The sequence below is a fragment of the Streptomyces ambofaciens ATCC 23877 genome, from assembly GCF_001267885.1.
GTDB classification, from domain to species: domain Bacteria; phylum Actinomycetota; class Actinomycetes; order Streptomycetales; family Streptomycetaceae; genus Streptomyces; species Streptomyces ambofaciens.
The window spans coordinates 6,586,339-6,600,485 of record NZ_CP012382.1 but is presented as its reverse complement, the minus strand read 5'-3'; the positions used below and the strand labels follow the sequence as shown (position 1 = coordinate 6,600,485).

Below are 14,147 nucleotides of genomic sequence, written 5' to 3'. Positions count from 1 at the left end.
TGGTGGTTACTTGCCGTGCTTCTGGCGGAAGCGCTCAGCACCCGTCGACACGCCGCCGGAGTTGCCGACGTCGCCTCCCCGGTTGCCGCCAGAGCGAGGGACGGGGGTCCCCTGTCCGCCGGTCGAGCCGAACTCCGCCTTCAGCGCGTCGGCGTCGGCCTCCAGCTCCTCCTTCGTGGAGCCCTGGAGGCGCGCAGCCTGCGCGGGGGTCAGACCCTTGTCCGCGGCGACTTCGAGGAGGAGTGCCTTGCGCGCTGCGGCGTCGCGCTCCGCCTTCGCGGTAGCGGCTTCTGCGGCGGCTTCGTCGCGCTCCTTCTGGAGTCGCTCCGTCTCGCTCAGCTCCGCGGCCCTGCGGGTGTTCAGCTCTGCCTCAGCGGCCCGGAGGCGCTCCAGCTCCGCAGCGTCGGGGGCCGACTTCGCCGCAGCCTCGTGCTTGCGGGCGTGGTGCTTCCAGTAGGCGACCTGGTGTTCCGACGTCATGTCGGCGACGGGGGTCGCGTCGGGGTACCCGTGCTCGTTGACGGACGTGCCGCCTCCACCACCTCCCCCGCCGGCTCCCGGGTCGTCCTCGTAGAGAGTCCACGGCTCGTGCGCCAGGGTCAGAAGGTTGGTACGGCGTGCGAGAGTGCGTCGAGGCATGCGGTATCCCCTGTCGGGAGTCGTCGGCCCATGGCGGGCGTCAGGTCGGAAGGTTGATGTCGTCGGGCCCGGTGAATCGCTGGCCCTTGAAGCCCAGAACGGGCCCCATCTCGCCGTGATCGTTGGCGACGATGATCTTTCGGTAATCGACCGCGCGTCCTCCGCGGTCCGCCTTGCCCACGGCCTCCTCCACGAGGTCGTGAAGCCGCTCTAGCGTCTCCTCGTCGATGACCTGGCCCGGGTCGTAGTCGGCGGTGACCGTCTTGACGAGGCAGTCACAGCCGGGGTGGATCGGGGCTAGGTTGCGCTTGTGGTAGCGCTGCGTGGAGGCGATGATGCAGAGGGCGCAGTCGTATTCCCCTTGCAGCTCACGGACGGTGTACGTGAAGCGCGGCATGTCGGCCGACACTTCGCGAACAGTGTGCGTGCGAGCAAGTTGCAGGTCCGTCTTCACGAGGGTTTCGAGACGGTGAGCGCCCCGGTTGACGGCCTCGTCGAGGGAGACGTCATCGCCCAAAGCGGCGCGCAGTTCCTTGAAAGGCCGTTCGTAGACGTCGGAAGGGTCGACGCCACGGAGGGCCTGGCCCGTCACAGCGTCAAGGTCGAGCCGAGCACGGCGGCCCCGGGGGTCCTCGTCCCTGTAGAGCTGTTCCAGGTAGGACGCCGTCAGCGTCGCTACTTGGCGTTCGCCGGCCAGGATGATGGGGAGAGCCTGTCGCTGGAAGCGGCGCATGTCCGCGTCACGCCACGAGCCCAGCCCCAGGAAGGACCGGTTGGTCCTTCCCAGGACGCTCGTCCAAATACTTCGGACCGCGGAGCCGTAGCGCCGATCAAGCGGCGTTAGCGGCATCGTCGTCGTCCTCTCGTCCGATCACCGGGCGCTGATCACGTCGTGCGCGAGCGTCGTCAAGTGAGGCCGGAGGCGGCATGGTCGGGTCGACGGCTGTCTGAGCATTCATCGCGTCGGCCGCCCGGTCGATCTCCATGCGGGAGATCTGCGCCGGGGTGTAACCCATGTCCTCCATGCGCTGACGCCACGGAACGCCGGCAGTGCTCTTTTTCACGGCAGCGTCGGCAAGCTCCGCGATGCTGCGGGATTCCGGGTCACGCCAGAGGGTCTCAGCGGTGAAGGTCGTCGCCTTCGCCTCGTCGCCCAGGACGCGGAAGGCCAGCCTCATGGTTTGCTCCCAAGATTCGCCGAAGGAGCGCTGACGGTCCCGAACCTTGCTGATCAGACCCGTTTCCGCGGCCTTCAGGGCGTCGCCGGAGACGTTGACGACTGCACCAATCAGGTAGTGCGGAGGCGTCCGCGAGATAGCGGCGAGATCCTGCACGGCCGCCTGCACGGCTGCGACGTAGGGCTTGAGATCGGTTGCGGCGAACTCGCCGAACTTCACTTCGGGGTCGTCCGTCGTCCAGAGCCGGCGAATGTCGAGCTGGAAGGGCTCGATCGCCCTCCCGGTGACCGGGTCCTCCCCGACCTCCAGGCCGGCCGCCCAGCGCTGTCGGAAGGCGCCGTACTTCATCGCGGCCATGAGGTTGATCAGGCTGAGGTTGATCCGATTCTGAATGCTGAGAACGTCCTCGTGCTCAGCGAAGCCGGTCAGACGCCGGTTACGGCGGTTGATGAAGGGGACGAGCGGGACCATGCCCAGGTCGTTGGGTCGCTCACCGTCGGGACGATCAGGGAGGACAAGGGCATCCCAGCCGCGAAGAGTTGCCGCGCGACCGGAGAAGGTCACGAGGTCCGATCTGGAGACGAAGTCGTAAATCCGGTCCGGTGTCCAGAGCGTCGCCCGGGTGTTCCCGGTCCAGTCGTCGCGCCAGAGCTTCAGGCCCGCAGCGAGCTTCCGCCGGCTACCCTGGACGTGCTCCACGGCCACCTGTCGGGGCGTCTCGTGCGTGATGACGGGACGTCCCTCGTCGCCCTGCTCGACGAGGGCGAAGGCCCGTCGCTGGGAAAGTGCGCCGTAGTGGATGAGGTCCGCGTCCGCGTCGAGGCTGTTCTCCTGCCAGATGCGGTTGGCTTCGGTGTCCGCCTTGCGGGCGTCTTCGCTGTCGTCGTTGGGATCGCCGAAGCGGAAGCCATCGACGTGCATGCGCTCTGTCGGGGAGTCGAGGACGAGCGCGGTCCAGTTGGTACGCGCGTCCTTCATCCACTCTCGCGCCTCGCGCGGGTCGACGCCCAGGACGTGCGGAACGGGCGGTCGACCTTCGGCGAAGTCCCGGAGGGTGTCGAGCCCCGGAGTCTTCTCGCCGCTGGCGTCGGTGACGTCCTCCCGCTCGTCGAGGAGCTTCTTACCAAGGCGCTGAAGCCACCATCCGGGAGACTCCACCTTCGATGCATCGATAGGCACTTACGGACCTCCCTCAGAAGGCGACTAGGCGACCGGTCTTTTTCTTGCGCTTCGTGATGCCCGCGGCAACCGCATCCGCGCGGCATTCGTAGGCGAGCACTGCCGCCATAGCGGCGTCGATTTTCTTCGGACTTTTGGGGTGCTCCTTGCCGATACCCATGTGATTTCGGCCCATCGGCCGGCGCTTGGCGTTGAGGACGTGGCGGGTGAGCGTGGCGCCCAGCCGCGAGAATTCCTCTTCGTCGTCCGCCTTAGCGGTGCCGGCGAAGGAGAGGGCTTTGTCGTCAACGGCTTCGACGAAGCGGTCAAGCGCGTGTTCCATGGCCGTGGGGCGGTTCGTCCACCATTCCAGCGGGCGGGATTGCACAGCGCTTATCTGGAGCCCTTCGGCGTACTCCGACGTCCACTTGTCCACGTAGTCTTGCCAGTGGGGCGGGTCGCAGTAGAAGCCGCAGACCTCGTAGCGGTCAAAGGCGCGAGCAACACAGTTGTCTACCGCTTCGCGGTCGACTTGCCAGCCTTCGCCTTCGTGCCCTTCGGGCTTCTCCCAGACTCCTAGGAGCTGGAGGTGACCGTCAGAGACACGGCAGGCGACGAGCGCCGTGGCGTCGTCACGAATGGAGCCGTCGAAGCCAAGAGTGACGAGGTCACCGGCCTGGAGCGGCTCCGGTCGGCGGCAGACCTCCCACGCGTCCGGCTCCATCCACGAGTCGCTGGAGGAGGTCCGGGAGTTGAGGAAGTACCGCTTGCCGTCGGCACTGTCGTTACGCAGGTCGTAGAAGTCATCGACCAGCGTCTCCAGGTCCATCCACTCCATGGCGTCGCCGTAGGAGTCGATGAGGGCCGCGCGTAGTTCGGCCTCGTCTTTCAGGTTCTTGCAGACGCCGTAGCGGTGATCGTAAAGAAGACGAGCGCGACCGCGCTTCTTCTTACCCTCGCGGATGGCTTCGGCTTCCTCGTAGGTGCGCTCAGCGACGGAGTCTTGCCCGGGGGCGAACATGGTGGTTGTTTCCAGATACCACGTTCCGGCACCCTTCTTCCGCTTGCGGAGGTTTCGGGTAACCGTCGCGTACATACGGCGAAGTTCGGGCGTGTTATAGAGATGGGTTTCGTCGAAACAGACCCATGTTTCCTTGCCGCCATCTTTCGAGGAGGAAGAAGCGGTTGACGGGGTAATTTCCCCGCCGTCAGGGAGGTTGATTTTGGTAAGGCCCGGGTCGACTCCCGGGATTTGACTCAGCGGCGACGCCTCGTCGGTCAGGTTGAAATGGATGGTGTCGTAGACGTTGCCGGTCTGGCCTTCCTCCGTCGCCATGATGCGGAGGTACGGGACCTTGACTGGTCGGCCCATCGGCTCGCCAGGCTCGTAGACGTACTCGAAGCCCAGTCCCCACGGGTCGCGGTAGACCTCTCCGCCCTCAGCCCAGCCGTCGAAGCGGGAGGGGCCGAAGGCTTCGAAGAGGCCGATGCGGGCGCCTAGGCCGGACTTGTCACAGCCCTTGGGGCGGGAGAAGAAGGCGGAGTCGTAGAGCATCTTGCCGGCGTGCTCGTCGACCGCGTAGCAGTCCACGACGAAGCCGGTGTATTCGTCTCCGTGACGCACCGGCTCGCCCTGGACGTCGCCAGGGCCGTGCACGACGAAGTACTCCATCCACGCGACCGCCATCCACCCGAGCGAGCGGGAGCGATCGTGACCGGGGGCGCGCACGGTTACGTGCGGCACGAAGCCCCCTCCTAGCCTGTGAGACGCGCTCTGCGCGAGTTGATGTCCGAGACGTTGTCCGCGCGCTGAACGGGCGTCTGACGGCCGCTCAGCGGCTCGTCGACCTTCAGCTTCAGGCGGGCGCGGTCCTCTGGCGTGGCGCCGAACTTCGAGGAGCGCATGCGTACTTCAGAGAGGAACTCCCACTTGCCCTTTGTCCACGCCGTGTGGTGCATCAGGGCGGCATCGAGGAGGAAAGCCCAGTCGGTGTCGAGGAAGGTCGCAGCCATCGGCGACGTGCGCCAGGTGTGCCACCAGTTGACCGTCATGGGGTGCCACTCCTCGTCACCGGGGAGGACGCCCTCCGGGAGGTCGGGGCCGCGGAGTTCACCGTCGTTGGCGATGACAGTCTCCGGCTCAGTGGCGTTGCGGCGCCTCCGCTTCGCGGGGTCCTTCGGGGCGGGTCCGCGGCCGGCCATCAGTAGTTCCGATCGTGGATGAAGGTGATCGGCTCCGACGGGTCAAACGCCGCGAGCATCTCGCGCATCTGGTCCAAGGTGAGGACGCATGTTTCTTCGGGATATGAGACCCACGACGTGACCGGCGCGAGAATGCCGCCGTCTTCGTAGGGGACGACCTCGTCATCCATGGGGGTACCTCCCAGGTAAGGAACGGCCGTGCCGTCCCCTGTCGGGAGGTACGCCGTCAGTCGTCGTCAGGGAGCCGTTCGGCCTTCCCCTGGTCAATCAGGTCGCGGAGGTAGTCCCGCGCATCTCGGTCGCCCATGTCGGCGGCACGGCGCCACCATCCGACGGACATCGGCATGTCGCCAGGCTGGTCAAGGAACTCGAAGCACTCCGCCACGCGGCGGGCGACGGCCGGGTCGGATACCTGGTCCATTAGGATCAGCGACAGCTCCTGTACGGCCCGGAGGGTCTCACTAGGAAGCGTCGGGTTCGGGCGGTCAGTCACGAGTGGTCCCCTGTCGGGATCTTCGGGTGCGCCGTCAGCCGGGCAACGAGGGAGGACAAGTCCCCCAGGATAGAGGGGCTAGAACCGTGCCGGCGCCCCGTCATTGCGATGTACCGGCCGGTCCCGTAGATCTCCACGGCCGTTCCGTCAGGGCGTCGGATGCGCCGTCCCTGTCGGACGTGGGCGCGGCCCCAGATGTGCAGTCCATCGCCGGACGGGGACACCTCTACGTAGGTGGCGCCCGCGTCGCGCACGATGGCTGCCGCCCACGGGGCAAGTCGCCCGGTGAGCGGGTTGAGACAGTGGTCGAGGTCGATACAGACCACGTCGTCGGCGTCGGAGAGGACGAAGCCCAGCCCGACGCCCGCCACGGACTCCGCGGCGTTCTTGTAGGTGCTCCACGTGCTCGCGTCAGTGCTTGACGCGGCCCTGCCGGTCGTCGTCAGCGGACGCTTGTCGCCGGCTCGACGTACCCACCTGTCGCGGGACGTCAGCTCGACGGGGAGCGAGCGCGCAGCCTTCGCGGCAGCGCGGGACAGTGCCTTTCGGCACCGGGGCGAGCACGACCGCGTATGCCGCCTGGCCATGATCGGCAGGGGCTTCGCGCAGTGCTCGCAAGTCTTGGGCACGTCTCTATCGTAGTGGCGGCCGGTCACACTTTCAAGCCTCCCACCTGCGGAAACGTAGTTGATGAAGAGGGCCGGCGCGTCACACTTTCTCGGCCCCCGCGCGGCTCAGATGCCCCTAGGAAGCCCTGTGCGGCCGTCTGCCGCCCTCCCGCGCGATGGGGCGAAAGTGTGACTCGTTGGGTCCCCAGACCCGTACAGAGCGCGAGACCCAGCACCTTAACGATGCTCAGGGTTTCCGGGAGGGGATCACCCCCCTGCCCCGGGGGCTAGTCGATCTTCGAACCGAAGCCGGCGCGCGCCTCTCGACGATCACCGTCAGCGTGCTCGCCTCTGATCTCCAGGCGGCTGGGCACGAGCGTGAGCGTCACCGTTGTGCAGCGTCGCTCTGTGCCGACGCTGATCTTCGGTGCCTTCGCGAGCCGACCAACATCGATTCCGTTGACGATCACTCGCGTGATGCTGACGCCTTGCTCGCCCGTGTCGTCTGCCTCCTCCAGCACCACGTGTGCGCCTGCCATGCCTAGTCCTCCAGGGCCGGGTGTGTGGGCTTGGGTCGGTCCATACGCACGCGCGTGAGGGCTGCTGCCTTGCCGCCTTCACTGGCGCTCTTGCGTGCGTGGCACCACGTGCACAGCGCCTGTAGGTTGGCCATGCTGTGGTCGTCACCGGGCTCTATGTGGTCCACGTCTGTGGCCTCTGCCCCACACAAGCGCCCGTCAGAGAAGGGCATCTGACACAGGCCCTTGTCCCTGCGCAGGACACGGCGTCGAAGTGAGGGCCAGTTCGCGGGGAGTCGGCTTCTGCGTGTGCTTCCTTCCCACGCCATTGCGCCTCCTCGTCCTACGCCTGTGCCTTACGCTGTGGGCTCCGCGTGGCCAGGGGAGGCCACTGATTCATGGGGGGATGCGCTATGCGCGCCTACATTCGCCGTGCCGTGGTGCCAGCCGTCGTCCTGTCCTTCGCCCTCGTAGCGGGGTGCTCGTCTGATGACGGAGGCGGGGCGGAGGCGTCGAAAAACGAGCCTGCCGCGGAGGCCTCTGTCGAGCCGGCGGATGCTCCGTCGGAGGAGCCGTCCTCGTCCGCTCCTGCGGCTGAAGCGCCCGTCGTCAAGGTCGGTGAGACGAAGACTTGGGACTACGGCGAGACGGACGACTACGGCCAGAACTACAAGGTCACGTCGAAGATGTCCGTCACTGTCGTCAGTGCGAAGTACGTGACGCCGGCGGAGGTCGACACGACGAACGAGCCGGAGCACGGTCAGTACGTGGAGCTGACGTTGACGCTGAAGAACGTGGGCCAGGCCCCCGCGGACGTCATGCTCTACGGGATGCTGGAGTGGCAGGACGCCGAGCACGCCGCGCAGGACGCCACGACGCTGGAGGGCGTCGGAGAGGGTCCGGACCTGGATACGACGTACAAGCCTGGTCAGTCCGTCACGGGGAAGGTGGTGCTCGACGTCGCCGCCAAGGGCGGGACCGTCAGCTACACGGGGACGGACGATCCGAACGCGGAAGCGGCTTTCGTCGTGGAGCTGCCGTCCTCCTGAAATGCGTCCGCCCCGCTCCCGGGAACTCTCCTCCGGGGCGGGGCGTGTCTGTTAGCGTGGAATACGCAACACCTCCCCGCCGACGCGGGGGTGGCCCGCGTTACGGGCACAGCGTGATCCTTTTCCCCGCCGATGCGGGGGTTAGAAGGGCCCAACCGGGGTGGCTGCGGTTGGGCCCTTCGGCTGTGTCGGGACGGCGTGGATCGAACACGCGCTCTCCCGCTCCCAAAGCGGGCGCCTTACCTCTTGGCTACGTCCCGGAGACTGCCTGTACCCACGGGGAGAGTCGAACTCCCAGACTCCCGGGCCTGAACCGGGCGGCTTTGCCAGTTTGCCTACGCGGGCGGGGTGCTGTCCGGGTCCCGCCGTCGGAAAGCGCTGCACGTCATTGGAGCGGGATTTGAACCCGCGTCCCCCGATTGCGTCGGGTGCTCTCGGCCACTGAGCTATCCACGCACAGCTACGTTCGGGCGCGTGCTGATCAGTCACGCACGGGACGCCCCCAGCTCCCCGCACAGGATTCGAACCTGTAGCTACCCACTCCAGAGGCGGGCGTGTTGCCGGTTACACCAGCGGGGAAACGTCCGGACCGTGAGGCCCGGGTGTTGATCGTCACGGGGCCTCGCCCCTACGGCCTCTGTCCGCGGCAAGTAGCCCCGTTCCCGGCGCCTCGCGGTACAGCGCGGGCGTCAGAGGCTCTCCGCGAGAGGTCCCGCGGCGCTTGACGTCCTCCCCGTCCGCGTCTGCATGCCGACCCTCGATGAGATCCGGCGCACGCTGCCTGACGGACGGGAAACCTTGGACGGCCGGACCGCTGCAACCGCGCTTCAACCCGGAGGAGAGTGCGGGGAGCACGGGAGCGGTGCCGGCCGTCGGGGAGGGAAGCGGGCCGCGCGCTACTCGTCGCGGTCGCCTCGTCCTTCCCTCCTACTATTGTTATGTCGTAAGTGTGACGCGGGAACGATCTTGGTAGGCCCCTGGTCAGACTGCGGTCAAACATGCAAACTAACCCCCTATTTTCATTTTCTACCGACGCGCGTTAGAAGAAATTGAAAATAGGGGTTAGTTCGACACTTTGGCACCCAGTCTGACCACTACGGCTACAGTGAGTAGCAGTTTACACCCCGTCACTCACCCTCCGCAGTTACCCACAGGCCCCTGTGGAGGACGCGGCGCCTGTGCGACGTCGACGAGGAGGGCGACGAGGGCGCGGGGAGGGCCCGAGAGCCCCGGAGGGGTGACTCCGGGGCTCTCATGAGTGTTATCTACTCGTTACCTAAATGCTCTCCTGGAAGGCCACATCGTCCCGCTCGGCCCATCGGTACGAGAGCCTCTCGGGGTCGAACCCCTTCGGCCCCCGTCGCCCAGGGCCGACGATCAGTTCATCGAACGCGCTCTCCAGTAGCTCCCGGCGATCGTCGATGAGCGCGCCCTCCCAGAACTCCGCCATGGTCTGGCCCGTCGCCACCATCTCCGACCGACGGCCGGTGTCCCGGGTCGACAGCTCTGCCTGACGTGCCTGGAGCTTCTGCAGCCTGGCGAACGTCTCTGCGTCCGCAGCCGTGGCCAGGTCCGCCAACGCTTCCTTGATCTCCTCCTCCACCGACGCCAACTCTTCCAGTCCGGAGACGATCGTCCGCTCCTTGTACATGGGGAAGCTGCCGACGGTGTCCAGGTACAGCCTGACGACGAATTCCTCAATGGGGCCGGCAGTTACCGTCACGGGTTGCTCGCACACCCTGCCCTGGCTTCGCGACTCGCATCGGTAGGAGACTCTCGGCGGCTTCCCTTCTACCTTCTGCTTTCCGTCACGCGTGCGCACTGATGCATGATGGACGATGAGGTCAGACAGACAGGAATGGCAAGAGAGAAGGCCGGAAAGCACCCGCGCGGGATGTCCTCCGCCGTTCGACGTCCCGCCTTTCGGCTTCAGCCGGTCGCGCAATGCGGATACCTGGCTAAGGGAGAGAACCGCCGGAAACGGCGCCAGGATTTCCCCCTCCTCGTCGCGCAAAAGGCGTCCGTTCTGACTGACGCGTCCCAAGATGTGGTCCCCCGTGAGCACCCTCTTCAGCGTCACACGGGACCATGCCTTTGCTCGACGAGGCGGCACGCCCTGATGATTCAGTCGCCGTACAACACGCGTCAGCGGGTCCGGGGGATTCTTCAGAACCGCCTCTGCCGCCTCCTGTACGGCTTTCGCTTCTTTCGGCTCCACGTCGAGCACCCAGCCAGGTCCGTCAGGGTTGGCTATCGCCCTGTACCCGAAGGGCGGCGTCCCACCTCCCCATCGGCCGGCGCGACGGAGGTTGCGTGCCCGCTTTCGGGAGCGGGACCGGATACGTTCCCGCTCCGCCCGTCCCACCTCCGCTTGAATGACGAAGCGGAAGCGGAACGCGTCACCGTGCAAGCTGTCGAGCCCGTTGCAGTCGATGAGCCGTACAGGCGGGTGTGCGAGCCTGCCGGTTGCCGGGTCCTTGCCCTCCACGACGTCCAGAATCGTCGCTGCGACGTTCAGGCCCTCACGGGTGAGCCGGTCGGTCACAGGGTTGACGAGGACGTCGCAGGCGCCTGTGCGTGCGTCGTTCAGCCAGGCTTGGAATTCGTCCCTGTCCCGGCGTCCACCCGACCTACCATCGTCGATGTGTAGGGCAACCTCTTCGAAGCCCTCACGGTCACACAGTGCGCGCATGTCGCGGATCATGCCGTCGAGTGACAGGTTCTCAGCGTCGGCAGCGACGGACAGCCTGGCGTAGAGGCTCGCACGCTTCCGCGGGCGGGACGTCGCTGGGACGTCAGTTGGCGTCATGGCCCCATGATAGAGGCTCTGATGCGTGTTAGATGACAGAACCGACACACCCGAGTTCCGCGGCATCACCTTCCACGAGGTGCGGGCCCGCTCGATCCTCAACCGGGTGCCGGGCGCCTCGCGGATGCCGTTCGAATGGACCGTGAACCCGTACCGGGGCTGCACGCACGCGTGCGTGTACTGCTTCGCCCGCAAGACGCACAGCTACCTGGACCTCGACACGGGACTCGGCTTCGACTCCCAGATCGTCGTGAAGGTGAACGCGCCCGAGCTGCTGCGCCGCCAGCTGGCCTCGCACCGCTGGCAGGGCGAGCACGTCGCGATGGGCACGAACGTCGACTGCTACCAGCGCGCCGAGGCGTGTTGTACACCCCCCGAAGTACCTCTGACCTGCGGAAACTAGATGCGCTCCACAGCGCGAGGCGGGGCCGTCCACTCCCGTCCGCCCCCCTCTGGCCAGAGGAAAGCGAGGGTCTGTTTGCGGCGGTCCGGCGGCAGCTTGGCCGGGTCCTCCCAATCGGTGAGTACAGCGCGCAGGATGCCGACCCTTCCCGCGCTGTCCTTGACCCGCTGGCCCACGTCCTTGTCAGTGACCATCGGGGTGCCGTCGCAGCAACACATTGGCGTCGGTGATCGTCGCCTGATCGTTGACCACACGCGCACGGGCCCGGACCTTGTCCAACTCGGCGCATCCTGCGCAGCCTTCGACCGGCACCGGCTCCAACTCCGCTTCCCTCATGGGGAGTTCAACCGGCGCAGTGGGGTACGTCCTCGGCTTGGTCATGCGGACCATGATCGGGAATTGCAATGGTCACGCGGGAGTTGACCGAGGTTGACTAATCTGGATGCACAGCCGGTCAACCCCCAGAGGTTCGCAATGCGTGACGACTTCCCTGACCTTGCCCGCCGTGCACTCCGCGACGCCGGATATTCGATGAAAGCCGCAGCACGGGAAATGCACTATGACCCGGCATACCTCTCGCGTGTCCTCAACGGCAAACAGCGCCCGTCGGAAAACCTCGCTCACGCGCTGGATTCCCTCGTTGGTGCCGGTGGCGCATTGGCCGGAACACTGCTCGGGGAGGACGACGCGGAACGCGTGGCACGCAGCGCTGAGAATCCCTCTCGACTGGACGCCGGAACCGTTGACGCTCTCGCTGGCGTACTGGCCGCATACCGCCGCCTAGACGACACAGCACCCCCGCGCAGCGTCATTCCGGCGACCATGACGCAAATGCGGGAGGTTACGCGGATGCTCAAGGAAGCGCGCGGCCCGCAAAGGGACCGACTTTCTGACGTAGCGTCAGAATGGGTCCAGTTCGCAGGATGGCTATTCGCACAAACGCGCGAATACAAGGACGGCGTACGGCTCTTGAATGACGCCGTGGAACTTGCCGACGAGACAGGAAACGGAACCCTTGCCGCGCAGGCCCTCAATTTCAAGGGCTACATTGCGCGACAGCAGGGGCGACCCCAAGGAATTGCCCGCTGGTTCGGTGCAGCGGCGAATACCCCCGGCGCGCACCCCGCACAGCGAATCGGTGACTACCTGCAATCAGCGGCCGGACTCGCGGAGTTGGGCGACGCAGACGCAGCGCTGCGGACTGTGGAGCAGGCGGAAAAGCTCATGGATAAAGCCGCAGCGCTCCCGCCACCGGCAACCGCGTATTGGCTCACCCCGAGTTTCAACCGACTGAACATGGGGCTAGCCACTCTCGCACTCGGCAGATACAGCGAGGCGGCCGACCATTTGAGGACCGGTCTCGCTGGCTTGCCCGAGGAACTGCGCGACGCCCCTTGGTCGTGGGAACACAAGGACGCTTTGCGCCGAGCGGTCGAAGCAGCCTAAGAATCGAAGGTGCCGAAAACCCTTGGTATTGCTGGGAAGTCGGCCCCCAAGCACCCACGGCCGGCGAGGATACCCGCCTTTTAATCCAAGGCAACGAAAACGCCCCTGACAGCGGGAAGCCATCAGGGGCGTTACACCACCCCGTAACGTTACGGGGAGGTCATCCGAAGAACATTCGACCGTCGCGCTTGGGAACCTCCAGCTTTCCAGCCTCGGCCAGTCGAGTACGCGCTAGGTCTGCCAGCAACAGAGCGGCGTAACCGTCCACCTTCTTGCGGGAGTTGGGATTCTCCTTGCCGAAGCTGACGCCGTACCGGTTGATCCGGCGCTTAGCGTTCATGACGTGACGCCGTAGCGTCTGGTTTCCGGTGTGCCGGACGTGGCCATTCTCGATTGCCGCTACAAGCCGCGCATTGGCGTCTGTCAGCTCCCGCTGTTGTCCGCCCGAGCCGTCCATGCGTCGGGCCACTGCGGAGCCCGTAGAGGCCCGTACAGCGAATCGGTCCCGGTACTCCTCGGACCAGCGGGCAATGTGCCCTTCCCATAGCACGGGGTCAGCGAAGAATGCCGCTACGTCGAAGCGCGCGAACGCGTGGTGTACGGCGTCCTCCACCTGATCGCGGGGAACTTCCCACCCTTCACCCGAGGGACCGTCCGGCCGCTCCCAAATGCCGAGCGGTTCAATCAGCCGGTCTGTTACGCGCATGGCGATTAGGGCTGTTGCGTCGTCGGTCTTTCCACCATCGAACCCGAGCGTGATTCGGTCGCCCTCTTGGATGCTGTCCGAGACTGCGAGGGCATCCCAAGCAACCGGCGAAATGAGGGAATCCTCATCGGTCACTAGCTGATTGAGGAACATTCGACGGGACTGGTACGCGGGATACGTGCCGCTGTAGATCGTGGAAATGATCCAGTCAACGTCTAGCCAATCGGCGTCACCTCGGGCAGCGATGATGCCAGCGCGGAGAGATTCCCGGTTGCCTAGCTCCACTGATGCCGGAGCCTCTACGGAGTCGTAATAGGTGCCAGCCTGACGGGGAATATCCGAACCCTTATCGCGCAGCTTGGACCACGCGTGAAACGTGCGCTCCGCTACCGAGTCTTCACCGGGCAACGGGGCGTTTGTGATCTCCAGTGTGCGAGCACCACCACCACGAGACTTAGCCACGTTTCCGGCAATGGTCATTGCCATGTCGTGGCCGCCGTTGGACTTGACCCAATGTTGGGTTTCGTTCATCAGCGTGAAAGTGGCGCGGCGACCTTCCAGCGCTCGGGCCGATGCGGTAACGGCTTCAATCCGTCCACCCGTCCCGCTGTAAATGATCTCCTTACCGAGGTCGATTCCGTACGCGATAAGGGCCGACTTAGAGAACATGCCAGGGAAAAGCGCCATTGTGTTCTGCGCCTGATCCTTGGAAGTAGCGGCGACCTGAACCCATGCGGCGGGGTGAGGAATTCCAACCGGATTCCCGCTGTCATCCCAACCGCCGAAACGGCACGGGCCGACGAACTCAAAGGCACACAGCGCAGCAGCGAACGGGTCCTTACCGGCACCCTTGATTCGCCGCACGGTTCCCTGTCGGTAGACGAATGCGCCGCTGTCGTCTATCTCGTACCAGCGCATAACCGTTCGCGCTTGCTCTC

General features: G+C 65.7%; 15 protein-coding genes, 4 tRNA genes and 1 pseudogene. 3 read left to right on the top strand and 17 right to left on the bottom strand.

What is annotated here, in order from left to right:
- Nucleotides 1-6 precede the first annotated feature (6 nt).
- From SAM23877_RS28965 to SAM23877_RS38045, 10 genes are all read right to left on the bottom strand, one after another.
- A complete protein-coding gene (locus SAM23877_RS28965; RefSeq protein WP_107408682.1) occupies nt 7-639 on the bottom strand; it encodes a capsid assembly scaffolding protein Gp46 family protein in 633 nt (210 codons plus the stop codon).
- 40 nt (nt 640-679) lie between these two features.
- The gene (locus tag SAM23877_RS28960; RefSeq protein WP_244903015.1) at nt 680-1,372 is read right to left on the bottom strand and encodes a hypothetical protein; all 693 of its coding nucleotides are present in this window, start codon (nt 1,370-1,372) and stop codon (nt 680-682) included.
- Between the two features lie 97 nt (nt 1,373-1,469).
- Nucleotides 1,470-2,996, bottom strand: coding sequence for a phage portal protein (locus SAM23877_RS28955; RefSeq protein ID WP_053139414.1), 1,527 nt, complete (start codon nt 2,994-2,996; stop codon nt 1,470-1,472).
- A 13-nt stretch (nt 2,997-3,009) separates the two neighbouring features.
- A complete protein-coding gene (locus SAM23877_RS28950; protein WP_244903014.1) occupies nt 3,010-4,662 on the bottom strand; it encodes a terminase large subunit in 1,653 nt (550 codons plus the stop codon).
- A gap of 68 nt (nt 4,663-4,730) precedes the next feature.
- Complete coding sequence (locus SAM23877_RS28945) at nt 4,731-5,177, bottom strand: phage terminase small subunit (RefSeq protein WP_079030507.1); 447 nt, start codon at nt 5,175-5,177, stop codon at nt 4,731-4,733.
- The gene (locus tag SAM23877_RS39695) at nt 5,177-5,347 is read right to left on the bottom strand and encodes a hypothetical protein (protein ID WP_159042010.1); all 171 of its coding nucleotides are present in this window, start codon (nt 5,345-5,347) and stop codon (nt 5,177-5,179) included. The genes SAM23877_RS28945 and SAM23877_RS39695 overlap by 1 nt, the downstream gene beginning before the upstream one ends.
- 56 nt (nt 5,348-5,403) lie before the next feature.
- Nucleotides 5,404-5,598: a hypothetical protein gene (locus SAM23877_RS28940; protein ID WP_159042009.1), complete on the bottom strand. Its 195-nt coding sequence runs from the start codon at nt 5,596-5,598 to the stop codon at nt 5,404-5,406.
- Nucleotides 5,599-5,666: 68 nt separating this feature from the next.
- On the bottom strand, nt 5,667-6,257 hold the full coding sequence (locus SAM23877_RS28935) for a bifunctional DNA primase/polymerase (RefSeq protein WP_053142992.1): 591 nt from the start codon (nt 6,255-6,257) through the stop codon (nt 5,667-5,669).
- A gap of 308 nt (nt 6,258-6,565) precedes the next feature.
- Complete coding sequence (locus SAM23877_RS28930; protein ID WP_053139408.1) at nt 6,566-6,817, bottom strand: hypothetical protein; 252 nt, start codon at nt 6,815-6,817, stop codon at nt 6,566-6,568.
- 2 nt (nt 6,818-6,819) lie between these two features.
- Nucleotides 6,820-7,029 carry an HNH endonuclease gene (locus SAM23877_RS38045; protein ID WP_244903012.1) on the bottom strand — a complete coding sequence of 70 codons (210 nt, stop codon included), beginning with the start codon at nt 7,027-7,029 and terminating at the stop codon, nt 6,820-6,822.
- 180 nt (nt 7,030-7,209) lie between these two features.
- Here SAM23877_RS38045 and SAM23877_RS28925 point away from each other — a divergent pair, with 180 nt between their 5' ends.
- On the top strand, nt 7,210-7,845 hold the full coding sequence (locus tag SAM23877_RS28925) for a DUF4352 domain-containing protein (RefSeq protein ID WP_053139406.1): 636 nt from the start codon (nt 7,210-7,212) through the stop codon (nt 7,843-7,845).
- Between the two features lie 188 nt (nt 7,846-8,033).
- Here the strand turns inward: SAM23877_RS28925 and SAM23877_RS28920 are convergent.
- The 5 genes from SAM23877_RS28920 to SAM23877_RS39280 all read right to left on the bottom strand — a co-directional run bounded on the left by SAM23877_RS28920 (nt 8,034) and on the right by SAM23877_RS39280 (nt 10,654).
- Nucleotides 8,034-8,105, bottom strand: a tRNA-Pro gene (locus SAM23877_RS28920).
- Between the two features lie 11 nt (nt 8,106-8,116).
- A tRNA-Leu gene (locus SAM23877_RS28915) sits at nt 8,117-8,190 on the bottom strand.
- Nucleotides 8,191-8,228: 38 nt separating this feature from the next.
- A tRNA-Cys gene (locus SAM23877_RS28910) sits at nt 8,229-8,301 on the bottom strand.
- Nucleotides 8,302-8,351: 50 nt separating this feature from the next.
- A tRNA-Gln gene (locus tag SAM23877_RS28905) sits at nt 8,352-8,424 on the bottom strand.
- A 697-nt stretch (nt 8,425-9,121) separates the two neighbouring features.
- Nucleotides 9,122-10,654, bottom strand: coding sequence for a recombinase family protein (locus SAM23877_RS39280; protein ID WP_159042008.1), 1,533 nt, complete (start codon nt 10,652-10,654; stop codon nt 9,122-9,124).
- Nucleotides 10,655-10,697: 43 nt separating this feature from the next.
- Here SAM23877_RS39280 and SAM23877_RS28895 point away from each other — a divergent pair.
- Nucleotides 10,698-11,012 (top strand): annotated as a pseudogene (locus SAM23877_RS28895) (Rv2578c family radical SAM protein); the annotation flags it as partial.
- 228 nt (nt 11,013-11,240) lie between these two features.
- Here SAM23877_RS28895 and SAM23877_RS38035 read toward each other — a convergent pair.
- The gene (locus SAM23877_RS38035) at nt 11,241-11,438 is read right to left on the bottom strand and encodes a hypothetical protein (protein ID WP_079030820.1); all 198 of its coding nucleotides are present in this window, start codon (nt 11,436-11,438) and stop codon (nt 11,241-11,243) included.
- Between the two features lie 93 nt (nt 11,439-11,531).
- On the opposite strand from SAM23877_RS38035, the gene SAM23877_RS38030 reads away from it, so the two are divergent.
- On the top strand, nt 11,532-12,503 hold the full coding sequence (locus tag SAM23877_RS38030; RefSeq protein WP_079030503.1) for a helix-turn-helix domain-containing protein: 972 nt from the start codon (nt 11,532-11,534) through the stop codon (nt 12,501-12,503).
- 160 nt (nt 12,504-12,663) lie between these two features.
- On the opposite strand, the gene SAM23877_RS28885 is transcribed toward SAM23877_RS38030, so the two are convergent.
- On the bottom strand, nt 12,664-14,127 hold the full coding sequence (locus tag SAM23877_RS28885) for a phage terminase family protein (RefSeq protein ID WP_244903011.1): 1,464 nt from the start codon (nt 14,125-14,127) through the stop codon (nt 12,664-12,666).
- Nucleotides 14,128-14,147 lie beyond the last annotated feature (20 nt).

What these genes read in the sequence shown, in the direction of transcription:
- SAM23877_RS28885 (WP_244903011.1), bottom strand. Translation starts at nt 14,127, where the DNA reads ATGCGCTGGTACGAGATAGACGACAGCGGCGCATTCGTCTACCGACAG.
- SAM23877_RS38035 (WP_079030820.1), bottom strand. Translation starts at nt 11,438, where the DNA reads ATGACCAAGCCGAGGACGTACCCCACTGCGCCGGTTGAACTCCCCATG.
- SAM23877_RS38030 (WP_079030503.1), top strand. Translation starts at nt 11,532, where the DNA reads ATGCGTGACGACTTCCCTGACCTTGCCCGCCGTGCACTCCGCGACGCC.
- SAM23877_RS28930 (WP_053139408.1), bottom strand. Translation starts at nt 6,817, where the DNA reads ATGGCAGGCGCACACGTGGTGCTGGAGGAGGCAGACGACACGGGCGAG.
- SAM23877_RS28925 (WP_053139406.1), top strand. Translation starts at nt 7,210, where the DNA reads ATGCGCGCCTACATTCGCCGTGCCGTGGTGCCAGCCGTCGTCCTGTCC.
- SAM23877_RS28960 (WP_244903015.1), bottom strand. Translation starts at nt 1,372, where the DNA reads ATGCGCCGCTTCCAGCGACAGGCTCTCCCCATCATCCTGGCCGGCGAA.
- SAM23877_RS28940 (WP_159042009.1), bottom strand. Translation starts at nt 5,598, where the DNA reads ATGGACCAGGTATCCGACCCGGCCGTCGCCCGCCGCGTGGCGGAGTGC.
- SAM23877_RS38045 (WP_244903012.1), bottom strand. Translation starts at nt 7,029, where the DNA reads ATGCCCTTCTCTGACGGGCGCTTGTGTGGGGCAGAGGCCACAGACGTG.
- SAM23877_RS28965 (WP_107408682.1), bottom strand. Translation starts at nt 639, where the DNA reads ATGCCTCGACGCACTCTCGCACGCCGTACCAACCTTCTGACCCTGGCG.
- SAM23877_RS39695 (WP_159042010.1), bottom strand. Translation starts at nt 5,347, where the DNA reads ATGGATGACGAGGTCGTCCCCTACGAAGACGGCGGCATTCTCGCGCCG.
- SAM23877_RS28935 (WP_053142992.1), bottom strand. Translation starts at nt 6,257, where the DNA reads ATGGCCAGGCGGCATACGCGGTCGTGCTCGCCCCGGTGCCGAAAGGCA.
- SAM23877_RS28950 (WP_244903014.1), bottom strand. Translation starts at nt 4,662, where the DNA reads ATGGCGGTCGCGTGGATGGAGTACTTCGTCGTGCACGGCCCTGGCGAC.
- SAM23877_RS28945 (WP_079030507.1), bottom strand. Translation starts at nt 5,177, where the DNA reads ATGGCCGGCCGCGGACCCGCCCCGAAGGACCCCGCGAAGCGGAGGCGC.
- SAM23877_RS39280 (WP_159042008.1), bottom strand. Translation starts at nt 10,654, where the DNA reads ATGACGCCAACTGACGTCCCAGCGACGTCCCGCCCGCGGAAGCGTGCG.